The sequence below is a fragment of the Amycolatopsis ponsaeliensis genome (assembly GCF_030182635.1).
In the GTDB taxonomy this organism is placed as follows: domain Bacteria; phylum Actinomycetota; class Actinomycetes; order Mycobacteriales; family Pseudonocardiaceae; genus Amycolatopsis; species Amycolatopsis ponsaeliensis.
Genome location: NZ_JAPZLD010000025.1, coordinates 1 through 15,540, shown reverse-complemented (window position 1 = coordinate 15,540; position 15,540 = coordinate 1). Strand labels below are relative to the sequence as shown.

At 71.5% G+C, this 15,540-nt stretch carries 14 protein-coding genes; 8 read left to right on the top strand and 6 right to left on the bottom strand.

Going from position 1 to position 15,540, the window contains the following annotated elements; genetic code table 11:
* Positions 1-8 precede the first annotated feature (8 nt).
* From QQ657_RS32145 to QQ657_RS32135, 3 genes are all read left to right on the top strand, one after another.
* A complete protein-coding gene (locus tag QQ657_RS32145) occupies positions 9-539 on the top strand; it encodes an Lrp/AsnC family transcriptional regulator (protein WP_284746029.1) in 531 nt (176 codons plus the stop codon).
* A gap of 218 nt (positions 540-757) precedes the next feature.
* Positions 758-1,243: a DUF2199 domain-containing protein gene (locus QQ657_RS32140; protein ID WP_284746028.1), complete on the top strand. Its 486-nt coding sequence runs from the start codon at positions 758-760 to the stop codon at positions 1,241-1,243.
* 247 nt (positions 1,244-1,490) lie between these two features.
* Complete coding sequence (locus QQ657_RS32135; RefSeq protein ID WP_284746149.1) at positions 1,491-4,082, top strand: glycoside hydrolase family 3 protein; 2,592 nt, start codon at positions 1,491-1,493, stop codon at positions 4,080-4,082.
* Positions 4,083-4,139: 57 nt separating this feature from the next.
* Here QQ657_RS32135 and QQ657_RS32130 read toward each other — a convergent pair whose 3' ends face one another.
* The 3 genes from QQ657_RS32130 to QQ657_RS32120 are packed head-to-tail and all read right to left on the bottom strand — an operon-like array spanning position 4,140 to position 7,639.
* Positions 4,140-5,594, bottom strand: a complete 1,455-nt coding sequence (locus tag QQ657_RS32130; RefSeq protein ID WP_284746027.1) for a sugar ABC transporter ATP-binding protein — start codon at positions 5,592-5,594, stop codon at positions 4,140-4,142.
* A 1-nt stretch (position 5,595) separates the two neighbouring features.
* Entirely contained in the window at positions 5,596-6,642 is a 1,047-nt protein-coding gene (locus QQ657_RS32125) for a sugar ABC transporter substrate-binding protein (RefSeq protein WP_284746026.1), read from the bottom strand.
* On the bottom strand, positions 6,584-7,639 hold the full coding sequence (locus QQ657_RS32120; protein ID WP_284746025.1) for an ABC transporter permease: 1,056 nt from the start codon (positions 7,637-7,639) through the stop codon (positions 6,584-6,586). The genes QQ657_RS32125 and QQ657_RS32120 overlap by 59 nt, the downstream gene beginning before the upstream one ends.
* 105 nt (positions 7,640-7,744) lie before the next feature.
* On the opposite strand from QQ657_RS32120, the gene QQ657_RS32115 reads away from it, so the two are divergent.
* From QQ657_RS32115 to QQ657_RS32100, 4 genes are read left to right on the top strand one after another with little or no spacing between them, the layout of a single operon-like run.
* The gene (locus tag QQ657_RS32115) at positions 7,745-8,488 is read left to right on the top strand and encodes an SDR family NAD(P)-dependent oxidoreductase (RefSeq protein ID WP_284746024.1); all 744 of its coding nucleotides are present in this window, start codon (positions 7,745-7,747) and stop codon (positions 8,486-8,488) included.
* A gap of 23 nt (positions 8,489-8,511) precedes the next feature.
* Positions 8,512-9,894, top strand: coding sequence for a GMC oxidoreductase (locus QQ657_RS32110; RefSeq protein WP_284746023.1), 1,383 nt, complete (start codon positions 8,512-8,514; stop codon positions 9,892-9,894).
* Positions 9,895-9,947: 53 nt separating this feature from the next.
* Positions 9,948-10,718 carry an IclR family transcriptional regulator gene (locus tag QQ657_RS32105; protein WP_284746022.1) on the top strand — a complete coding sequence of 257 codons (771 nt, stop codon included), beginning with the start codon at positions 9,948-9,950 and terminating at the stop codon, positions 10,716-10,718.
* Between the two features lie 22 nt (positions 10,719-10,740).
* The gene (locus tag QQ657_RS32100) at positions 10,741-12,366 is read left to right on the top strand and encodes a DUF885 domain-containing protein (protein ID WP_284746021.1); all 1,626 of its coding nucleotides are present in this window, start codon (positions 10,741-10,743) and stop codon (positions 12,364-12,366) included.
* Here the strand turns inward: QQ657_RS32100 and QQ657_RS32095 are convergent.
* The 3 genes from QQ657_RS32095 to QQ657_RS32085 form a co-directional block, all read right to left on the bottom strand.
* A complete protein-coding gene (locus QQ657_RS32095; RefSeq protein WP_284746020.1) occupies positions 12,363-12,788 on the bottom strand; it encodes a hypothetical protein in 426 nt (141 codons plus the stop codon). The two genes, QQ657_RS32100 and QQ657_RS32095, sit on opposite strands and share 4 nt — an antisense overlap.
* A 7-nt stretch (positions 12,789-12,795) precedes the next feature.
* A complete protein-coding gene (locus QQ657_RS32090) occupies positions 12,796-13,284 on the bottom strand; it encodes a hypothetical protein (RefSeq protein WP_284746019.1) in 489 nt (162 codons plus the stop codon).
* A gap of 100 nt (positions 13,285-13,384) precedes the next feature.
* Positions 13,385-14,503, bottom strand: coding sequence for a PucR family transcriptional regulator (locus tag QQ657_RS32085; protein ID WP_284746018.1), 1,119 nt, complete (start codon positions 14,501-14,503; stop codon positions 13,385-13,387).
* Positions 14,504-14,627: 124 nt separating this feature from the next.
* On the opposite strand from QQ657_RS32085, the gene QQ657_RS32080 reads away from it, so the two are divergent.
* Complete coding sequence (locus QQ657_RS32080) at positions 14,628-15,494, top strand: esterase/lipase family protein (protein WP_284746017.1); 867 nt, start codon at positions 14,628-14,630, stop codon at positions 15,492-15,494.
* The last annotated feature ends 46 nt before the right edge of the window (positions 15,495-15,540 follow it).

The following is a 15,540-nucleotide window of genomic DNA, read 5'->3' as shown; positions in this document are numbered from 1 at the left end:
TCGCGGAAATGAGCGACAAACGGTCTTTCATCGACGCTTCGGCTGACCAAACGTCTTTCTCGACGTCGGCTGTCGGCGCCCTTCCGGGACGAACGGTCCCAGCCCTCGACGAGGTCGACCGGGCGATGCTGGCGGAGCTGTCCGCGGACGGGCGCCTGGCGGTCCGGGCACTGGCGGAGAAGCTGCACATTTCGCGCACGAACGCGTACGCACGGTTGGAGCGCTTGATGGCGGAGGGGGTGATCACGGGCTTCGGCGCGCGCATCGACCCGCGGCGGGCCGGCCTGGGGACGTCGGCGTACATCATGGTGACGGTCGAGCAGACGTCGTGGCGCACGATGGCGACGGACCTGCACGAAATCCCGTACGTCGACCACGTCGCGTTGGTGGGTGGCGACTTCGACATCCTGCTGCTGGTCCGGACCCCGGACAACACGACCCTCCGAGACGTGGTCCTGGAACGGCTGCAGGCCCTGGAGGGAGTCCGGTCGACGCGCACGTGGCTGATCTTCGAGGAACTCCCGGGCTCGGTGCTCTGACCCGTGTCGCCCCTCCAATCACACGTGATGCCCCCTCAATCACGCGAGATGCCCCTCCAGTCACGTGAGATGCCCGCCTGATCACGCGAGTTCCGCCTTCGATCACGCGAGTCACGGCTCCAAGCACGCGAGTTCCGGGCCGAGTCACGCGACTTCGGGGTCGGCGGGCGCAGCCGGGCAGCCGGCCCCACCCCGTGGATCTCTCCTACGCTGCGCACATGGGCTACACGTGCACCAGTTGCGGCGAGCACCACGGCGAACTCCCGTTCGCGTACAGCGTCCCCGCGCCGGCCTTCTGGCAGGACGGGCTCGACGACAGCGTCCTCGAGCCGGAACGGTGCGTGATCGGCGGCGAGCACTACTTCCTTCGCGGCCGTCTGGTGCTTCCGGTCCTCGACGCGGACGAAGACCTCGAGTGGGGCGTCTGGGTTTCCGTCAGCAAGGACAACTTCTTTCGCGCGGAGGAACTCTGGGACAGTCCGGATCGCGAAGCCGAGCCCCCGTACTTCGGCTGGTTCGCCACCGAGCTGCCCGGCTACGAAGGCACCTTGAACCTCAAGACCCACCTGCACACCGGCCCGGTGGGCGAACGGCCGGCCATCGAGCTGGAGCCGACGGACCACCCGCTCGCCGTCGAACAGCGGGCCGGGATCACGCTGGTCAGGGTGCAGGCCATCGCGGAGATGCTGCTGCACCCGTGGTGACCGGCCGGGCAGAAGCCTTGCCCGCCCGCACCCTTGACCTTCACCGGGCCACTCGCTATAGGTGATCCCGTCGCCGGGCGACTCTTATTTTACGTCGAGAAATAACTACCTCGAAACCTATTGACGGGGTCCCCTCCGCCCGGTGAGGATCGGCCGGTCCGCCGCCGTTCACCGCAGAATGGACCAGACCATGGCCAGAAGATCACGCGCGTGGTCCCGTGCGCGCCGAAGTTCGCTCGTCACCTTGATGAGCCTGAGCCTGCTGGGCGGGGTCGCGCAAGCCACACCCGCCCAAGCCGCCGAGCCGCCACAGCCCGTGATCGGCCAGCCCGCCAAGGACAAGGACGGCTGCGCCAAGATCGAGAAGAGCCTGCCCACCCTGGCCGACTGGCCCAAGGTCGACAGCCAGGTCAAGGGCAAGGCCGGCGACGAGGCGCGCATCGCCCAGATCCTCGCCGGGATGACCCTCGAGGAGAAGGTCGGGCAGATGACGCAGCCCGAGATCACCTCGATCACCCCCGACGAGGTCCGCCAATACGCCATCGGCACCGTCCTCAACGGCGGCGGCGCGTGGCCGGGCGGCAACAAGCACGCCACCCAGCAGGACTGGCTGAACCTCGCCGACGCCTACTGGAACGCCTCCAAGACCAGCCGCACGAAGATCCCCGTCATCTGGGGCATCGACGCCGTGCACGGCAACAACAACGTCTACGGCGCCACCGTCTTCCCGCACAACATCGGCCTCGGCGCGGCGCACGACCCGTGCCTCGTCCGTGACGTCGCCGGCGCCACCGCCCGCCAGGTCCGCTCGACCGGCCAGGACTGGGCGTTCTCGCCCACCCTCGCCGTCGTCCAGGACGACCGCTGGGGCCGCACCTACGAGGGCTTCTCCGAGGACCCGCGGATCACGCGCTCCTACGGCTACGAGGACATCAACGGCCTCCAGGACGGCGCCACCAGCCGCATCGGCTACAACGGCGTCATCGCCACCGCCAAGCACTTCATCGGGGACGGCGGCACGACCAAGGGCCAGGACCAGGGCGTCAACCCGTCGTCCGAAGCCGACATGATCAACATCCACGGCCAGGGCTACTACGGCGCGCTCGCCGCCGGCTCCCAGACCGTGATGGTGTCGTTCAACAGCTGGACCAATCCGGACCTCGGCATCAACGAGGGCAAGCTGACCGGCAGCAGCAAGGCCATGAACGAGATCCTCAAGGGCAAGATCGGCTTCGACGGCCTGGTCGTGTCCGACTGGAACGCCATCGGCCAGGTCCCCGGCTGCACGAACTCCTCGTGCCCGCAGGCGATCAACGCCGGTATCGACGTCGTGATGGTGCCCGCGGACTGGAAGGCGTTCATCACCAACACGATCGCCCAGGTCCAGAGCGGCCAGATCCCGATGTCGCGGATCGACGACGCGGTCACCCGCATCCTGCGCGTCAAGATCCGTGACGGCCTCTTCGAGTCGCAGAAGCCGTCCGACCGCTCCTACGCCAACTCCGACGAGGCGCTGAAGGACAACTGGCTGGCCCGCGACGCGGCCCGCGAGTCGCAGACGCTGCTGAAGAACAACGGCAACGTGCTGCCGCTCAAGCCGAAGGCGAAGGTCCTGGTGGTCGGCAAGAGCGCCGACAACATCTCGAACCAGACCGGCGGCTGGACGCTGAGCTGGCAGGGCACCGGCAACACCAACGCCGACTTCCCGAACGCCACCTCGATCCTGTCCGGCATCAAGCAGGACCTCGGCGACGCGAACGTCACCTTCGACGCCACCGGCAGCGTGGACCCGAAGGGCTACGACGCCGTCATCGCCGTGATCGGTGAGACGCCGTACGCCGAGGGTGTCGGCGACCTGACCCGCAAGACCCTCGAGGCGTCGAAGCTCTACCCCGAGGACCTGGCCGTGCTGGACAAGGTCAGCGGCAAGGGCACCCCGGTCGTCACCGTCTACGTCGGCGGCCGCCCGCTGTACATGAACAAGGAGATCAACCGCTCCGACGCGTTCGTGGCGGCCTGGCTGCCCGGCACCGAGGGCGGCGGCGTCGCCGACATGCTGGTCAAGGGCAAGGACGGCACCGGCTACCAGGGCACGCTGTCGTACTCGTGGCCGAAGAGCGCGTGCCAGTCGCCGCTCAACCCGTGGTCCCCGGACTACGACCCGCTGTTCAAGCTGGGCTACGGCCTGAAGTCGGGTCAGCGCGTCACGATCGGCCAGCTGGACGAGACCCCCGGCCCGGCGACCTGCGGGTCCACCGGTGGCGGCGGGACGGCGACCGAGGACCTGTCGATCTTCGACCGGACGGACGTCGCGCCGTACACCAGCCAGATCGGCTCGGCTTCGAACTGGGGCGGCACCGTGATCGGCCCGGACGGCACGGCCGAGCACCCCGAGATCAACACCGTCCCGACGGACGTCAACGTGCAGGGCGACGGCCTGAAGGCGACCTGGACGGGTACCGGAGCGGCTCAGCTCTACATGCAGAACACGGCGGGCACGAACGACCTGCGCAGCTACCTGAACGCGGACGGGGCGCTGGAGTTCGACACGACCGTGCAGCAGGCACCGGTCAACCGGACGGTGATCAGCATGCACTGCGTCTACCCGTGCTTCTCGGAGGTGAACGCGACGAAGCTGTTCACCGACCTGGCGGGCGGCCCGAAGACGACGGTCAAGATCCCGTTGTCCTGCTTCAACAACGGGCTGGACTTCGAGCACATCAACACACCGTTCCTGGTCTACACCGACGCCGCGTTCCAGGCGTCGTTCGCGAACGTGCGCTGGGTGCCCAACGGGGCGAAAGATCCTGATGCGAGACCTTGTTCGAGTTTGACCTAGGTACCGGCCGGGCCGGGAGCGACCAGCTCCCGGCCCGGTTTTTTGAGCACTGTCGTTTCATTGCGTGAAGCCCGCGTTCATCGCCACGCTCAGCGCCTGCTCCGAAAGCTCCGACCGGGTCAACCGCGCGACCACCCGCCCCCGCTGGAACACCAGCACCCGGTCGCACAGTTCGCACAGCTCCGCCAGGTCCGTCGACGCCAGCAGGACCGGCTTCCCCGACGCCGCCAGCTCGACGATCACCGCGTGCATCTCCGCCCGGGCTCCCACGTCGACGCCGCGGGTCGGGTCGTCGAGCAGCAGCACCGAGGGCTCCGACGACAGCCACTTCGCGACGACCACCTTCTGCTGGTTGCCGCCGGACAGGCTCGACACCGGGTCGTCCGGGGCGCCGCGGATCCGCAGGCGCGCCGAGAGCGCACGCGCCGCCGAGACGTGCCTGCCACGGTGCAGCCACCGGCCGCCGCGGCCGAGGGCGAGCCAGCTGACCGCGCTCGTGTTCTGCCACAGCGGCTTGTCGAGCATCAGGCCGTAGCGCTTGCGGTCGCTGGGGACGAACGCGATCCCGGCCCGGACGGCCGCGCGCACCGAACGCGGTGCGGGCCGGCCGCCGATGTGGATCCGGCTGGGGGACGGCACCCGCCCGGACAGCGCGGCCAGGACTTCGAGGTGCCCCGCGCCCTGCAGGCCGGCCAAGCCGACGATCTCCCCCTCCGCCACGGCGAAGGCCGGATCCTCGACCACGATCGCGGGTGGCCGGTGCCGCGGCGGCGTCCGCTCGATCGCCCGCGCGACCTCCCGGTCGCCCAGCATCGCCGTCACCACGCCGTCGAGGTCGACCGACTTCGCCTCCACCCCGGCCAGCACCGCCCGGCCGTCGCGCAGCACCGTGATCCGCGACGCGATCCGCAGCACCTCCTCGATGAAGTGCGACACGTACAGCACCGCCACCCCACGCGAAAGCAGCTGGCGCAGCACGCTCATCAACCGCTCCACCGCCTCCCGGGGCAGCGCCGACGTCGGCTCGTCCAGGATCAGCACCGCCGGGTCCCGCAGCAGCGCCCGCCCGATCTCCAGCAACTGCTGGTCGGCCAGCGGCAGCTCACCTGCCCGGGCACCCAGCGGGACGTCGAGGCCCAGCTCGGCCAGCACCGGCGCCGCCAGCGACGCCATCCGCCGGGAGCTCAGCAGCAACCCCCGCCGGGGCGGCGAAAGCGGGAACAGGTTCTCCGCCACCGTCAGGTCGGGGAACACCGCCAGCTCCTGCGCCACCAGCGCGACCCCACGGCCGACCGCGTCGCCGACCCCGGAAAACGCCACCGGCGCACCGTCCAAGGACAACGCACCCGCGTCCGGCCGCAGGACGCCCGAGAGGATCTTCACGAGCGTCGACTTGCCCGCGCCGTTCTCCCCCACCACCGCGTGCACTTCACCGCGCGCCAAGGTGATGTCCACTTCGGACAGTGCGGTGACGCCGCCGTAGCGCCGGGTCAGGCCGGTCGCGCGGAGCACGTCAGCGAGCCTCGGCCAGGGGACGGACCGAAGCGGAAGGGTTCGCCAGGATCCGGTCGATCTCCGGCTTGTAGAAGTCGTACGCCGCTTGCGTGGACGTCTGGCGCTTGATGACCGCGTCGATGTTCGACGAGTCGACCACCAGGCCCGGCATCCGCAGCCACCCCTGCGGCAGCGGCTTCTTCTCCTTCACCGACCGGATCAGCAGCGCGGTCACGACGTAGCCCTTGAGGAAGTGCTCGGGGTCGATGGTGACGAAGTCGAGGCCGTCCTTGACGCCCTGCAACGTCTTCGCGTCGACGTCCGCGCCCGCGACGAGGTACTTGCCTTTCTCCGTCTGCTTGATCTTCGCGAGGTCGTAGCTGTCCGCGTCGCCGACGCCGAGGAACGCGAGCGCCGTCGGGTTCGCGTGCACCAGCGCGGACCACGCGCCGTAGTTCTGGTTCGGGTCGCTGTAGGTCTGGAACGGGCCGAGCACCTTGATCCCCGGTGCTTTGGCGTTCAACGTCTCCTTGATCCCGCGAGCGCGGCTGTCCAGCACCGGCGTCCCCGGGTTCGGGACACCGACGACGACCGACCCCGAAGGATTGGCCGGCAACCGCTTCAGCAGCTCCTGCGCGAGCTGGACGCCGAGGTCGTAGTTGTCGTTGCCGACGTAGAACGTGATCTTGCTGCCGTCGGTGGGCGCGGTGTCGAGCGCGACCACCGGGACGCCCCGGTCGATCGCCGTCGCGGCCGGCCGGGTGAAGATCGGCGGGTCGAGGTTCTCCAGCACCACGCCGTCCGGGTTGGTCTGCGTCAGGTTGGTGAACAGCTGCTGCTCGGCGGGCCCGTCGGTGTTGGGCGGCCCGACGGCCTTGAAGTCGACGCCGCCCTCGTGCTGCGCCGCCGTTTCCGCGCCTTCGACCATCTCGTGGGCGAAGTTGAGGCTGATGTTCGCGACGGCGATGCCCATCTTCAGAGACCCGCCGCCACCGGAGTTGCCCGAGCTACCGCAGGCGCTCAGCGTCAGGCACGTGATCAGGACCAGGATCGGGGTGCGTTTCATGGTTCCTCCTCGAGCGAGGGAACAGGCCGTGACCGCGTGTGCGGCGCAGCACGCTGTCGAAGGCGACGGCGACCAGGATCACCGCGCCGGTGGCGAACGTCGTCCAGTTGATCGGCACCTGCAGGAACACCAGGCTGGCGGCGACGGCGGTGAGGATGAGGTTGCCGAGCATCGCGCCCGGCACCGAGCCGCGGCCGCCGGCGAGCGGGGTGCCGCCGATGATGCACGCGGCGATCGCGGTCAGCTCGTAGCCGTTGCCGACGGTCGGGTCGCCCGCGGTGAAGAACGCCAGCCCGAGCACTGCCGCGACGCCGCCCATGAACCCGGACAGCCCGAGCGCGGCGATCCGCGTCCGGGCGATCGGCAGGCCGCTGAACTCGGCGGCGTCCGGGTTCGACCCGACGGCCCGTACCCGCGCCCCGAACCGGGTCCGGGTGAACACGACCGTGAGCAGCACGGTCGAGGCCAGCAGCACCCAGACCGACGTCGGCACGCCGGCCAGCTCGCCGCCGAGCACGCTGAAGAACGCGTGGTCCAGGGGCATGCCGCTGATCTGCTTGCCGTCGGCCAGGGCGAGCGCGGCGCCGCGGAAGAGCAGCGCGGCGGCGAGGGTGACGATGAACGACGGCAGCCGCAGGTACGTCGTGATCGCGCCGTTGAGGCAACCGAGCACGGTCGCGACCAGCAGGATCGCCGGCAGCGCGAGCCACGGCGACCAGCCGGCGCGGATCAGCACGGCACCCAGCACGATGCCGAGCGCGTACTGCCCGCCGAGTGACAGGTCGACCTCGCGCATCGCGAGCGGGAACACCATCCCGCAGGCCATCAGGCCGACGTAGACCGAGCTCTGCGCGGTCGAGAGGAGGTTGATGGGGCGCAGGAAGTCGGGGTGTGCCAGCCCGACGACACCCACCAGGACGGCGAGGACCAGCACAACGCCGAGTTCGTCCCGCAGGACGTGGCGGTACCACGGACGCGGGGCGGTGTCGGCGGACATAGCCGCGAAGGTCACCAGGCGGGTGCGGGTTCGGCAAGACGCGCGTTTCGGTGGGTGAAACGGTGACCTTGTCGCGACCCGGCGCCGGCCGCCACGCTGCCCGGCATGTCGTCCACCAGCCGGGTCGCCGTCGTCACCGGGGCCGCGCGCGGGCTCGGCCAGGAGTTCGCCGTGGCGCTGGCCGGGCTGGGTCACCGCGTGGCCGGCTGGGATGTGACGGACCAGGCCGAGACGTCCGCGCGGGTGGCCGCCGCGGGCGGGGAGTTCCTGCCGGTGACGGTCGACGTGACGGACCCGGTCGCCGTCGAGGCCGCGGTGGACCAGGTGGTGGACGCCTTCGGCGCGCTGCACATCGTGGTCAACAACGCCGGGATCTACCCGCCGATCGCGTTCGAAGAGACCACTGTGGACGATTGGCGCCGGGTGATGCGGCTGAACCTGGAGGGGCCTTTCCTGGTGACCCAGGCCGCGCTGCCGCACCTGCGGGCGGCGGGCTGGGGCCGGATCGTGAACATCGTGTCGGCGGTCGTGTTCCTCGGGCCGCCGGACCTCGTCGCGTACACGACGTCGAAGGCGGGCCTGGTCGGGTTCACCCGCGCGCTGGCCAACGCGGTCGGCGCGGAAGGCATCACGGTGAACGCGATCTCGCCCGGGCTGGTGTCGACCGCGACCGCCGCGCGCACGACCGGCGCCGGGGGCGGGTTCGAGCGCGTCCGGGCGAGCCAGGCGGTGCCGCGCACGGAGGGCCCGGCGGACGTGGTGTCGACCCTGCGGTACGTCTGCGACGAGGGCAGCGGCTTCCTGACCGGCCAGACGCTGAACGTCGACGGCGGCTCGGCGTTCCACTGAATCAGCGAAAGTGACGGGTTGCCGTGAACCAGCTGCTGGGCGCCGGCGAGGCGGCCGTGGTGACGCGGGTCTGCGAGCTGCTCGTCCCCGGCTCGGCCGCCGCCCGGCCGGACCGCTACCTCGCGGCGACCCTGCCCGCCCTCACGCCGGCCGAGGAGGACGCCGTGCACGCCGCGATCGGGGTCATGGCCGGGGTGACGAACCCGCCGGCGCTGGCCCGGCTGGCCGGCAGCGCCGCCTTCGACCGGTTCCGCCTGCTGGCGATCGAAGCGTTCTACGGCGACCACACCCCGCCGGGCCGGCGGGGGCCCGACCGGGCGGACGTCCTGGTCGTCGGGGCCGGCGGCGGGGCGATCGCCGCGGTGCTGGCCGCGCGCGGGGCCGACGTGCTGCTGCTCGGCAGCGGACCCGGCCGGACCTGTTTCGTGTCCACAGTGGACGACGAGCCGATCGCACCGCCTGCCGCGCCCGAGCCGGCGAAGGCCGAGCGCGCGCCCGCGTCCGACGTCGCGAAGTTCCACGAACACACCGGGTTGCTCGGCGCAGCGGGCCCGTTCGGCGCGGCCGACCTCGAACCGTGGTACGACCGCCCGGTGCCGGCGTCGGGGGCCCGGGTGCGCCGGCGGCACGACGTCCGGCGCGTCCTGGTCGACACGTCGGGGCCGCGCCCGAAGGTCACCGGCGTCGGCTACACGTGCGACGGGGACGACGGCGTCCTGCACGCCCCGGTCGTCGTGCTCGCCGCCGGCCCGCTCGCGACCCCGCGGATCCTGTTGCACACCCACGAAACCGCCGGGATCGACGCACCCTCGGCGCGGTTGACCGGGCGGACCCTGGGCCTGCGCCCGGCCCGGCTGGTGTACGGCCTGCTCGCCGGGTCACCGGGCCCCCACACGGGCGCGGGGTTCGCCGTCGAACCGGCCGCGCTGCCCGGGCCGGTGGACTTCGCCGCGAGCCTCGTCGACCCCGGGCACCGGCCGCTGTGGGGCGGGCGGCTGGCCGAGGTCGTGCGCGGCCATCCCGGCTGGACCGGCCTGCGCGTGCTGGTCACCGACGACAACACCGCCGTCGCCGACCTCGGGGTCGGGGACGAGGTCGTCGTGGGCAAGCGGTTCTCGACGGCCGAGCGGCGACGGCTGGCCGGGGCGCTGGAGTTCGCGGTGGAGCACCTGCGCGCGGCCGGGGCCCGGGACGTCGTGTGGAGCGGCCTGGTCGCGGCGCACCCGCAGGGCGGCGCGCCGATGGGCGACGACCCGGCCCGCTCGGTCGTGGGCCCGGACGGGCAGTCCCACGACGTCGACGGCCTCTACGTCGCCGACGCGTCGCTGCTGCCGGCCGTGCTCTCGGTGGCCCCGGACCTGACCGTGCGGGCGCTGGCCGCGAAGGTCGCCGAGGCGATCCGGTGACCGCTCGGCTCAGCGACGTTGCCTCGCCGCCGCCACCGGATCATCATCACGGGATGAGCGGCCCGCCGAAGTCCGTGCTCGCCCGCGGCCTGACGCTGCTGGACGCGTTCGCCTCGGCCGACACAACGCTCTCGCTCGCCGAGCTGACGGCGCGCACGGGCCTGCCGAAGCCGACGGTGCACCGGCTGGCCGCGGAGCTGGTCGGCTGGGGCGGGCTGGAACGCACCGACGGCCGGTACCGGCTCGGCATGAAGCTGTTCGAGCTCGGCCAGCGCGTGCCGCGGCGGCGTGACCTGCGCGAAGCCGCGCTGCCGTACTTGGAGGACCTGTACGAGGCGACGCACGAGAACATCCACCTCGCGGTGCAGGACGGGCCGCACACGCTGTTCCTGGAGAAGGTGAGCGGCCGCCGGTCGATGCAGATCGAGTCCGAGGTCGGCGGGAAGCTGCCGCTGTACTGCACCGCGACGGGGAAGATCTTCCTCGCGCTCGGCTCCCCCGACTACTTCCGCCGGGTCGCCGTCGCCGGGCTGGCGCGCTGGACGCCGCGCACGATCGTCGCGCCCGGGCGGCTGCGGGCCGAGCTGGCCCGCGCGGCGGCGAGCGGCTACGGCGTCAACCACGAGGAGTACGAGGTGGGCGTGTCGGCGGTCGCCGCGCCGGTGTTCGACGCCCGGCGCCGGGTGCTCGCGGCCCTGTCCATCACGGGCAACGCGGCGAAGCTGGACCTCGACCGGCTGGCCCCGGCGGTGCGGACCGCGGCGCTCGCGCTGTCGCGGGAGCTCGCGCTCGCCCCGGTGCGAAATCCCCTGGATCGGGGTTGAGCGGCGCCGACAGAATGGGGTGATGACCTCCGAAGCGATCGCGCTCGCCGACGAACTCCTGGACGTACTGGGCACCTGGATGCCGCTCGAAGCGACCTTCGTGGGCGTCCCCGGCCACGACGCCGAGCTGCCCGACCCGAGCGAAGCCGGCCACCAGCGGCTGCGGGCGCGCGCCGCCGGCATCCGGGCGCGGGCGCGGGCCTCGGCGGACGACGACCACGTCACGCTCGGCGTCGTCGTCCAGCAGGCGGAAGTGGTGCTCACTCAGCTCGACGCGAGGGTCGTGGAGTTCACGCTCGCCGACCCGATGTTCGCGACCGCGATGAGCCACCTGGCCTTCCTGCCGCAGCTCACCCCCGCCGGCGAGCGGGCCGAGGAGGACTTCCTGGCCCGGCTGGCCGCCTTCCCGGCGTTCTACGACGCGGTGGCGCGGCGCCAGCGAGACGGCCTGCGCGCGGGCCGGACACCGGTGGACCGCATGGCGCACAACGCGATCGGCTTCCTGGACCGGTTCCTGGCGCAGGAAACGCCGTTTCCCCAGCCGCTGACCGGCGACCGCGGCGAGCGCCGCGACCGGCTGGTGGCCGAGGTGGTGCGGCCCGCGCTGACCCGCTACCGCGAGTTCCTCGCGACCGAGGTCGCCGGGCACGGCCGGTCCGACGACCGGCCGGGGCTCTGCTGGCTCGAAGACGGCGAAGCGCACTACGCGGCGCTGGCGCGCATGCACACGACCACCGACCACACGCCGGAGGAGCTGCACCAGCTGGGCCTCGACGTCCTCGCCGGGCTCGAAGCCGAGTACGCCGAGATCGGCGGCCGGGAGTTCGGGCTGACCGACCCGGCGCAGGTCCGCCGCCGGCTGCGGACCGACGAAAGCCTCCGCTGGCGCGACGCCGAGGAGATGCTCGAAACCGCTCGCGCGGCCATCGCCCGCGCGACCGCCGCCGCACCGGACTGGTTCCCCCGGGTGCCGGACGCCGAGTGCGTCGTGCGGGCTGTCCCGGAGGCGGACGCGCCGGTCGCCGCCGCGGCGTACTACATGCCGCCCGCACTCGACGGTTCGCGCCCGGGCGTTTACTACACCAACACCCACGAGGTGCACACGCGCGACCGGTTCATCGCCGAGACCGTGGCGTTCCACGAAGCCGTGCCGGGCCACCACTTCGCGGAAGCGCTGGCGCAGGAACTGACCGGGTTGCCGCGGTTGCGGCGGATCGCGTTGATCACCGCCTACAGCGAGGGCTGGGCCCTCTACACCGAGCGGCTCGCCGACGAGATGGGCCTGTTCTCCAGCGATGTCATGCGGCTCGGCATGGTCGCCGAGGACTCGGTCCGCGCCGCGCGGCTGGTCGTCGACACCGGCCTGCACGCCCTGCGCTGGACGCGCGAGCAGTGCGTCGAGTTCCTCCGCGCGCACACCGTGCTGAGCGAGGTCGAGGTCCAGTCCGAGACGGACCGGTACATCGAGTCCCCCGGCCAGGCGCTGGCGTACATGACCGGCCGGCTGGAAATCCTGCGCCTGCGCCGGTTCGCCGAGGAGAAGCTCGGGGAAGCCTTCGCCATCAAGGACTTCCACGACGTGGTGCTCGGCGGCGGCCCGCTGCCGCTGAAGGTGCTGGGCGACGTGGTCCGCGCCTGGGCCGGCTAGTGCTGCATGCCGTAGGACTTCTGGCACGGGTAGCCGTCGCCGGTGGCCGACCAGCTCGCCGGGTAGCCGTTCTGCGCCCAGGCCGCGTAGGCCTGCGCGTAGCTGTAGCCGCGGGCGAAGAGCCACTGGCACGACGTCTGCCCGGCCGCGGGGGTGATGGTGATCCACGGCTGGGCGTAGATCCAGCTCGACTGGGCGTACCACTGGCTGCCCGCCGGAACGTACGCCCGCGGCGGGACCACGGTCGTCGGGACGATCATCGTCTGCGTCGGCGGGGGTGCCACCGTGACGGTCGGAGTGCTCGGTGCCGTGGTGACCACCGTCTGGATCCCCGCGGGGACGGCGTTGCCGGCGACCGGCACCCCGCACGCGGCGAGGGCGAACACGGCGGAAACCGCGGCGGTGGCGCGGAAGAGGCGCATGGCTGGCTCATTTCGTCCGGGTCATGTGGCTACCGGCGATGACGCCGCCGGAAACGGTGTAGGTGCCGGAAAAAGTGCGCGTGCTGCCGTCGGTCTGAACGGCCGACAACACGACCGAGACCGTGTTCCCCCGGACGTCCGTGACGGTCACCGTGGCCCACGACGTCGTCGCGAAACCGTCGGCGTACTTGGCGTACCCGCCGCCACCGGCGATGCGGCTGCCGCCGAGGGACCACGCCGTCGAGAAGTCGCGGCGGTTGATCGCGTCGTAGTACGCGATGACCGTGCGTGCTTCCGCGGTCTCCCCCGGTGCGACGTACGCGGGCGGTTGCTGCACGTACACCGTCTGCGGTGCCGCGGGTACGGCGACCACGGTCGTGCTGGTGGACGGCGCCGACTGCACGGCGACCGGCACCGGCACGCCGACGACCGGCGTTCCACAAGCGGCGACGCTCACCGAGAACACGGCGGCGACGAGAATTCGGGCGGCTTTCATGGGAATCAACTTCTTCCGTTGTCCGCTCCCTGGAATCGGCCGCCCGGCCGGATCTGCAACGGATTCGGGAGAAAGCGACGCAAGCGTTATCCCGTTGAATTCAGCCGTGCTGCCGGACGATGTCGTAAGCCGTCATCGCGGCGGCCAGGTGGCGGGCGTCCGCGGGCCGCGTCGCGTCGTACCCGGTGATCAGCTGGATGCGGCCCAGCCGGTAGGTCAGCGTGTTGCGGTGGATGTTCAACGCCGTCGCCGCTTCGCCGCGGTTGTAGCCCGACGTCACGAACGCGCGCAGGGCGTCGATCAGGTGCGGGTGGTCCTCGAGCGGGGCCAGCACGAGTGCGAGCGCTTCCCGCGCCGGGCCCGGCCGCGCGAGCTGGTACTCGATGGCCAGGTCGGCGAGCCGATAGAGGCGGGGTGGGCGGCGCAGGTTCTCCGCCAGTGCAAGGATTTCCACGGCTTCGGAGTGCGCGGCGGGGATGCCGGCGTGCGTCTCGGCGCGGGACGCCGCCGCGGTGCAGCGACGCCCGCAGACGCGGTCCACCCGGGCCGCCACCTCGACGGCCGACGCTGTCGACGCCGTCGATGGCACCAGCAGCACGCCGCCGTCGCCCTTGAACGTCACCAGCACGCCCGGCTGACCGTCCAAATCGGACCGGACCGCGCGGAAGAGGTCCGTCGCCGCACGGGATCCCCCGGACGCGGGCAGCGCCGGCAGGTGGAACACCACGACGTCGTAGCCGTCCGCCAGCTCGCGGCGGCGCACCGGCCGGCCGGCGAGCAGGCTGGCGGCGAGGTTCTGCCGGTCCTCCCGGTGCTCCCAGTCGAGGTCGTCGCGCTCGCGCAGGTACGCCTCCGCGACGCGCGGCATCACCTCGCCGAGGAAGTCGAGCATCCGGGCGCCCAGCGCCAGGCGGTCGCCGTCCACCATCTCCCAGGCGACGCTCGCGGCCAGCGGGTAGATCTTCAGCACGGCGTCCAGCGGCAGGCCGTCGCGGGCCCGCTCGGCACCCCAGGCGATCGGCACGGCCAGTTCCTCCGACGTCGGGCGCCGGTCCTCGGCGACCGTGGTCAGGAAGAGCTCGAACACCGCGGCCGCGTTGGCGACCAGGTCACCCTCCAGCACGGTCGCCGGCAGCAGCCGGTACGCCGGGATCTCGGCGGCGCACCGGGCGATCATCGCCGCGGCGATCTCACCCGATCGAGGGAACAGCTCGGCCACCGGATCCATGTCACATTGTCATCATGCACAAACGCCGTCGGCAAGTTTCTGCGCGTTCTGCCAGCAGACAGCGTTGATCAAGGCGCGCATGCTGTGCATAGCACCCAGACGAGAGGACTTCGCAATGACGCGGGGAACGAAACGATGGCTGGCCGGGCTCGGGATCGCGAGCCTGCTCGCCTTGGGCGTGGCGGCGCCGGCCCCGGCCGCGGCGTCGAGCGGCGGCAACAACGACTTCGGCTGCCGCCCGAGCGCGGCCCACCCGAACCCGGTCGTGCTGCTCCACGGCACCTTCGCCACCTACTACGAGGACCTCAACTTCCTCCAGGCCGACCTGGCCGCCCGCGGCTACTGCACGTTCTCCCTGACCTACGGCGCCTACCCGCAGTTCCCGTTCGTCGGCGGGCTGAAGCCGGTCGCGGAGTCGTCGCTGGAGATCAAGAACTTCGTCGAAAAGGTCCGCGGGGCCACCGGCGCGGCCAAGGTGGACGTCGTCGGCCACTCCGAAGGCGGCCTGCAGTCGATCTACCTGGCCAAGATGCAGGGCATCCAGAGCGAGATCGGCAAGGTGGTCGCGATCGCCCCGCCGACGCACGGCGCCAACGCGTCCGGGCTCCTGACGCTGGCCTACACGCTGCTCGGCAAGAGCACCTGGGACACCATCGTCAAGACGATCGGCCTGCCGATCTTCGCCGACGAGCTGGACGGCGGCGCGGCGATCGTCGCGCTCAACACCGGCCCGGTCGCCCAGCCCGGCATCGACTACACGATCATCACCTCACGCTACGACGAGCTGGTGACCCCGACCGAGACGTCGTTCATCCGCGAGCCCGGCGTGCACAACCGCTACGTCCAGGACTCGTGCCCGTTCGACCCGGTCGGCCACATCGGCGAGGCCTACGACCTCAATGTGTGGCACCTGGTCCGCAACGCCCTCGACCCGGCGCACGCCACGCCCATCGCGGTCTGCGCGGTCGGCTCTCCCGGCTGACGCGGTCGTGAGTGGGAAACAGTGTTCTAACCCTGTTTCCCACTCA

Coding starts and splice junctions, on each gene's coding strand:
- QQ657_RS32145 (WP_284746029.1), top strand. CDS start 9: ATGAGCGACAAACGGTCTTTCATCGACGCTTCGGCTGACCAAACGTCT.
- QQ657_RS32140 (WP_284746028.1), top strand. CDS start 758: ATGGGCTACACGTGCACCAGTTGCGGCGAGCACCACGGCGAACTCCCG.
- QQ657_RS32135 (WP_284746149.1), top strand. CDS start 1,491: ATGAGCCTGAGCCTGCTGGGCGGGGTCGCGCAAGCCACACCCGCCCAA.
- QQ657_RS32125 (WP_284746026.1), bottom strand. CDS start 6,642: ATGAAACGCACCCCGATCCTGGTCCTGATCACGTGCCTGACGCTGAGC.
- QQ657_RS32120 (WP_284746025.1), bottom strand. CDS start 7,639: ATGTCCGCCGACACCGCCCCGCGTCCGTGGTACCGCCACGTCCTGCGG.
- QQ657_RS32115 (WP_284746024.1), top strand. CDS start 7,745: ATGTCGTCCACCAGCCGGGTCGCCGTCGTCACCGGGGCCGCGCGCGGG.
- QQ657_RS32105 (WP_284746022.1), top strand. CDS start 9,948: ATGAGCGGCCCGCCGAAGTCCGTGCTCGCCCGCGGCCTGACGCTGCTG.
- QQ657_RS32100 (WP_284746021.1), top strand. CDS start 10,741: ATGACCTCCGAAGCGATCGCGCTCGCCGACGAACTCCTGGACGTACTG.
- QQ657_RS32095 (WP_284746020.1), bottom strand. CDS start 12,788: ATGCGCCTCTTCCGCGCCACCGCCGCGGTTTCCGCCGTGTTCGCCCTC.
- QQ657_RS32090 (WP_284746019.1), bottom strand. CDS start 13,284: ATGAAAGCCGCCCGAATTCTCGTCGCCGCCGTGTTCTCGGTGAGCGTC.
- QQ657_RS32080 (WP_284746017.1), top strand. CDS start 14,628: ATGACGCGGGGAACGAAACGATGGCTGGCCGGGCTCGGGATCGCGAGC.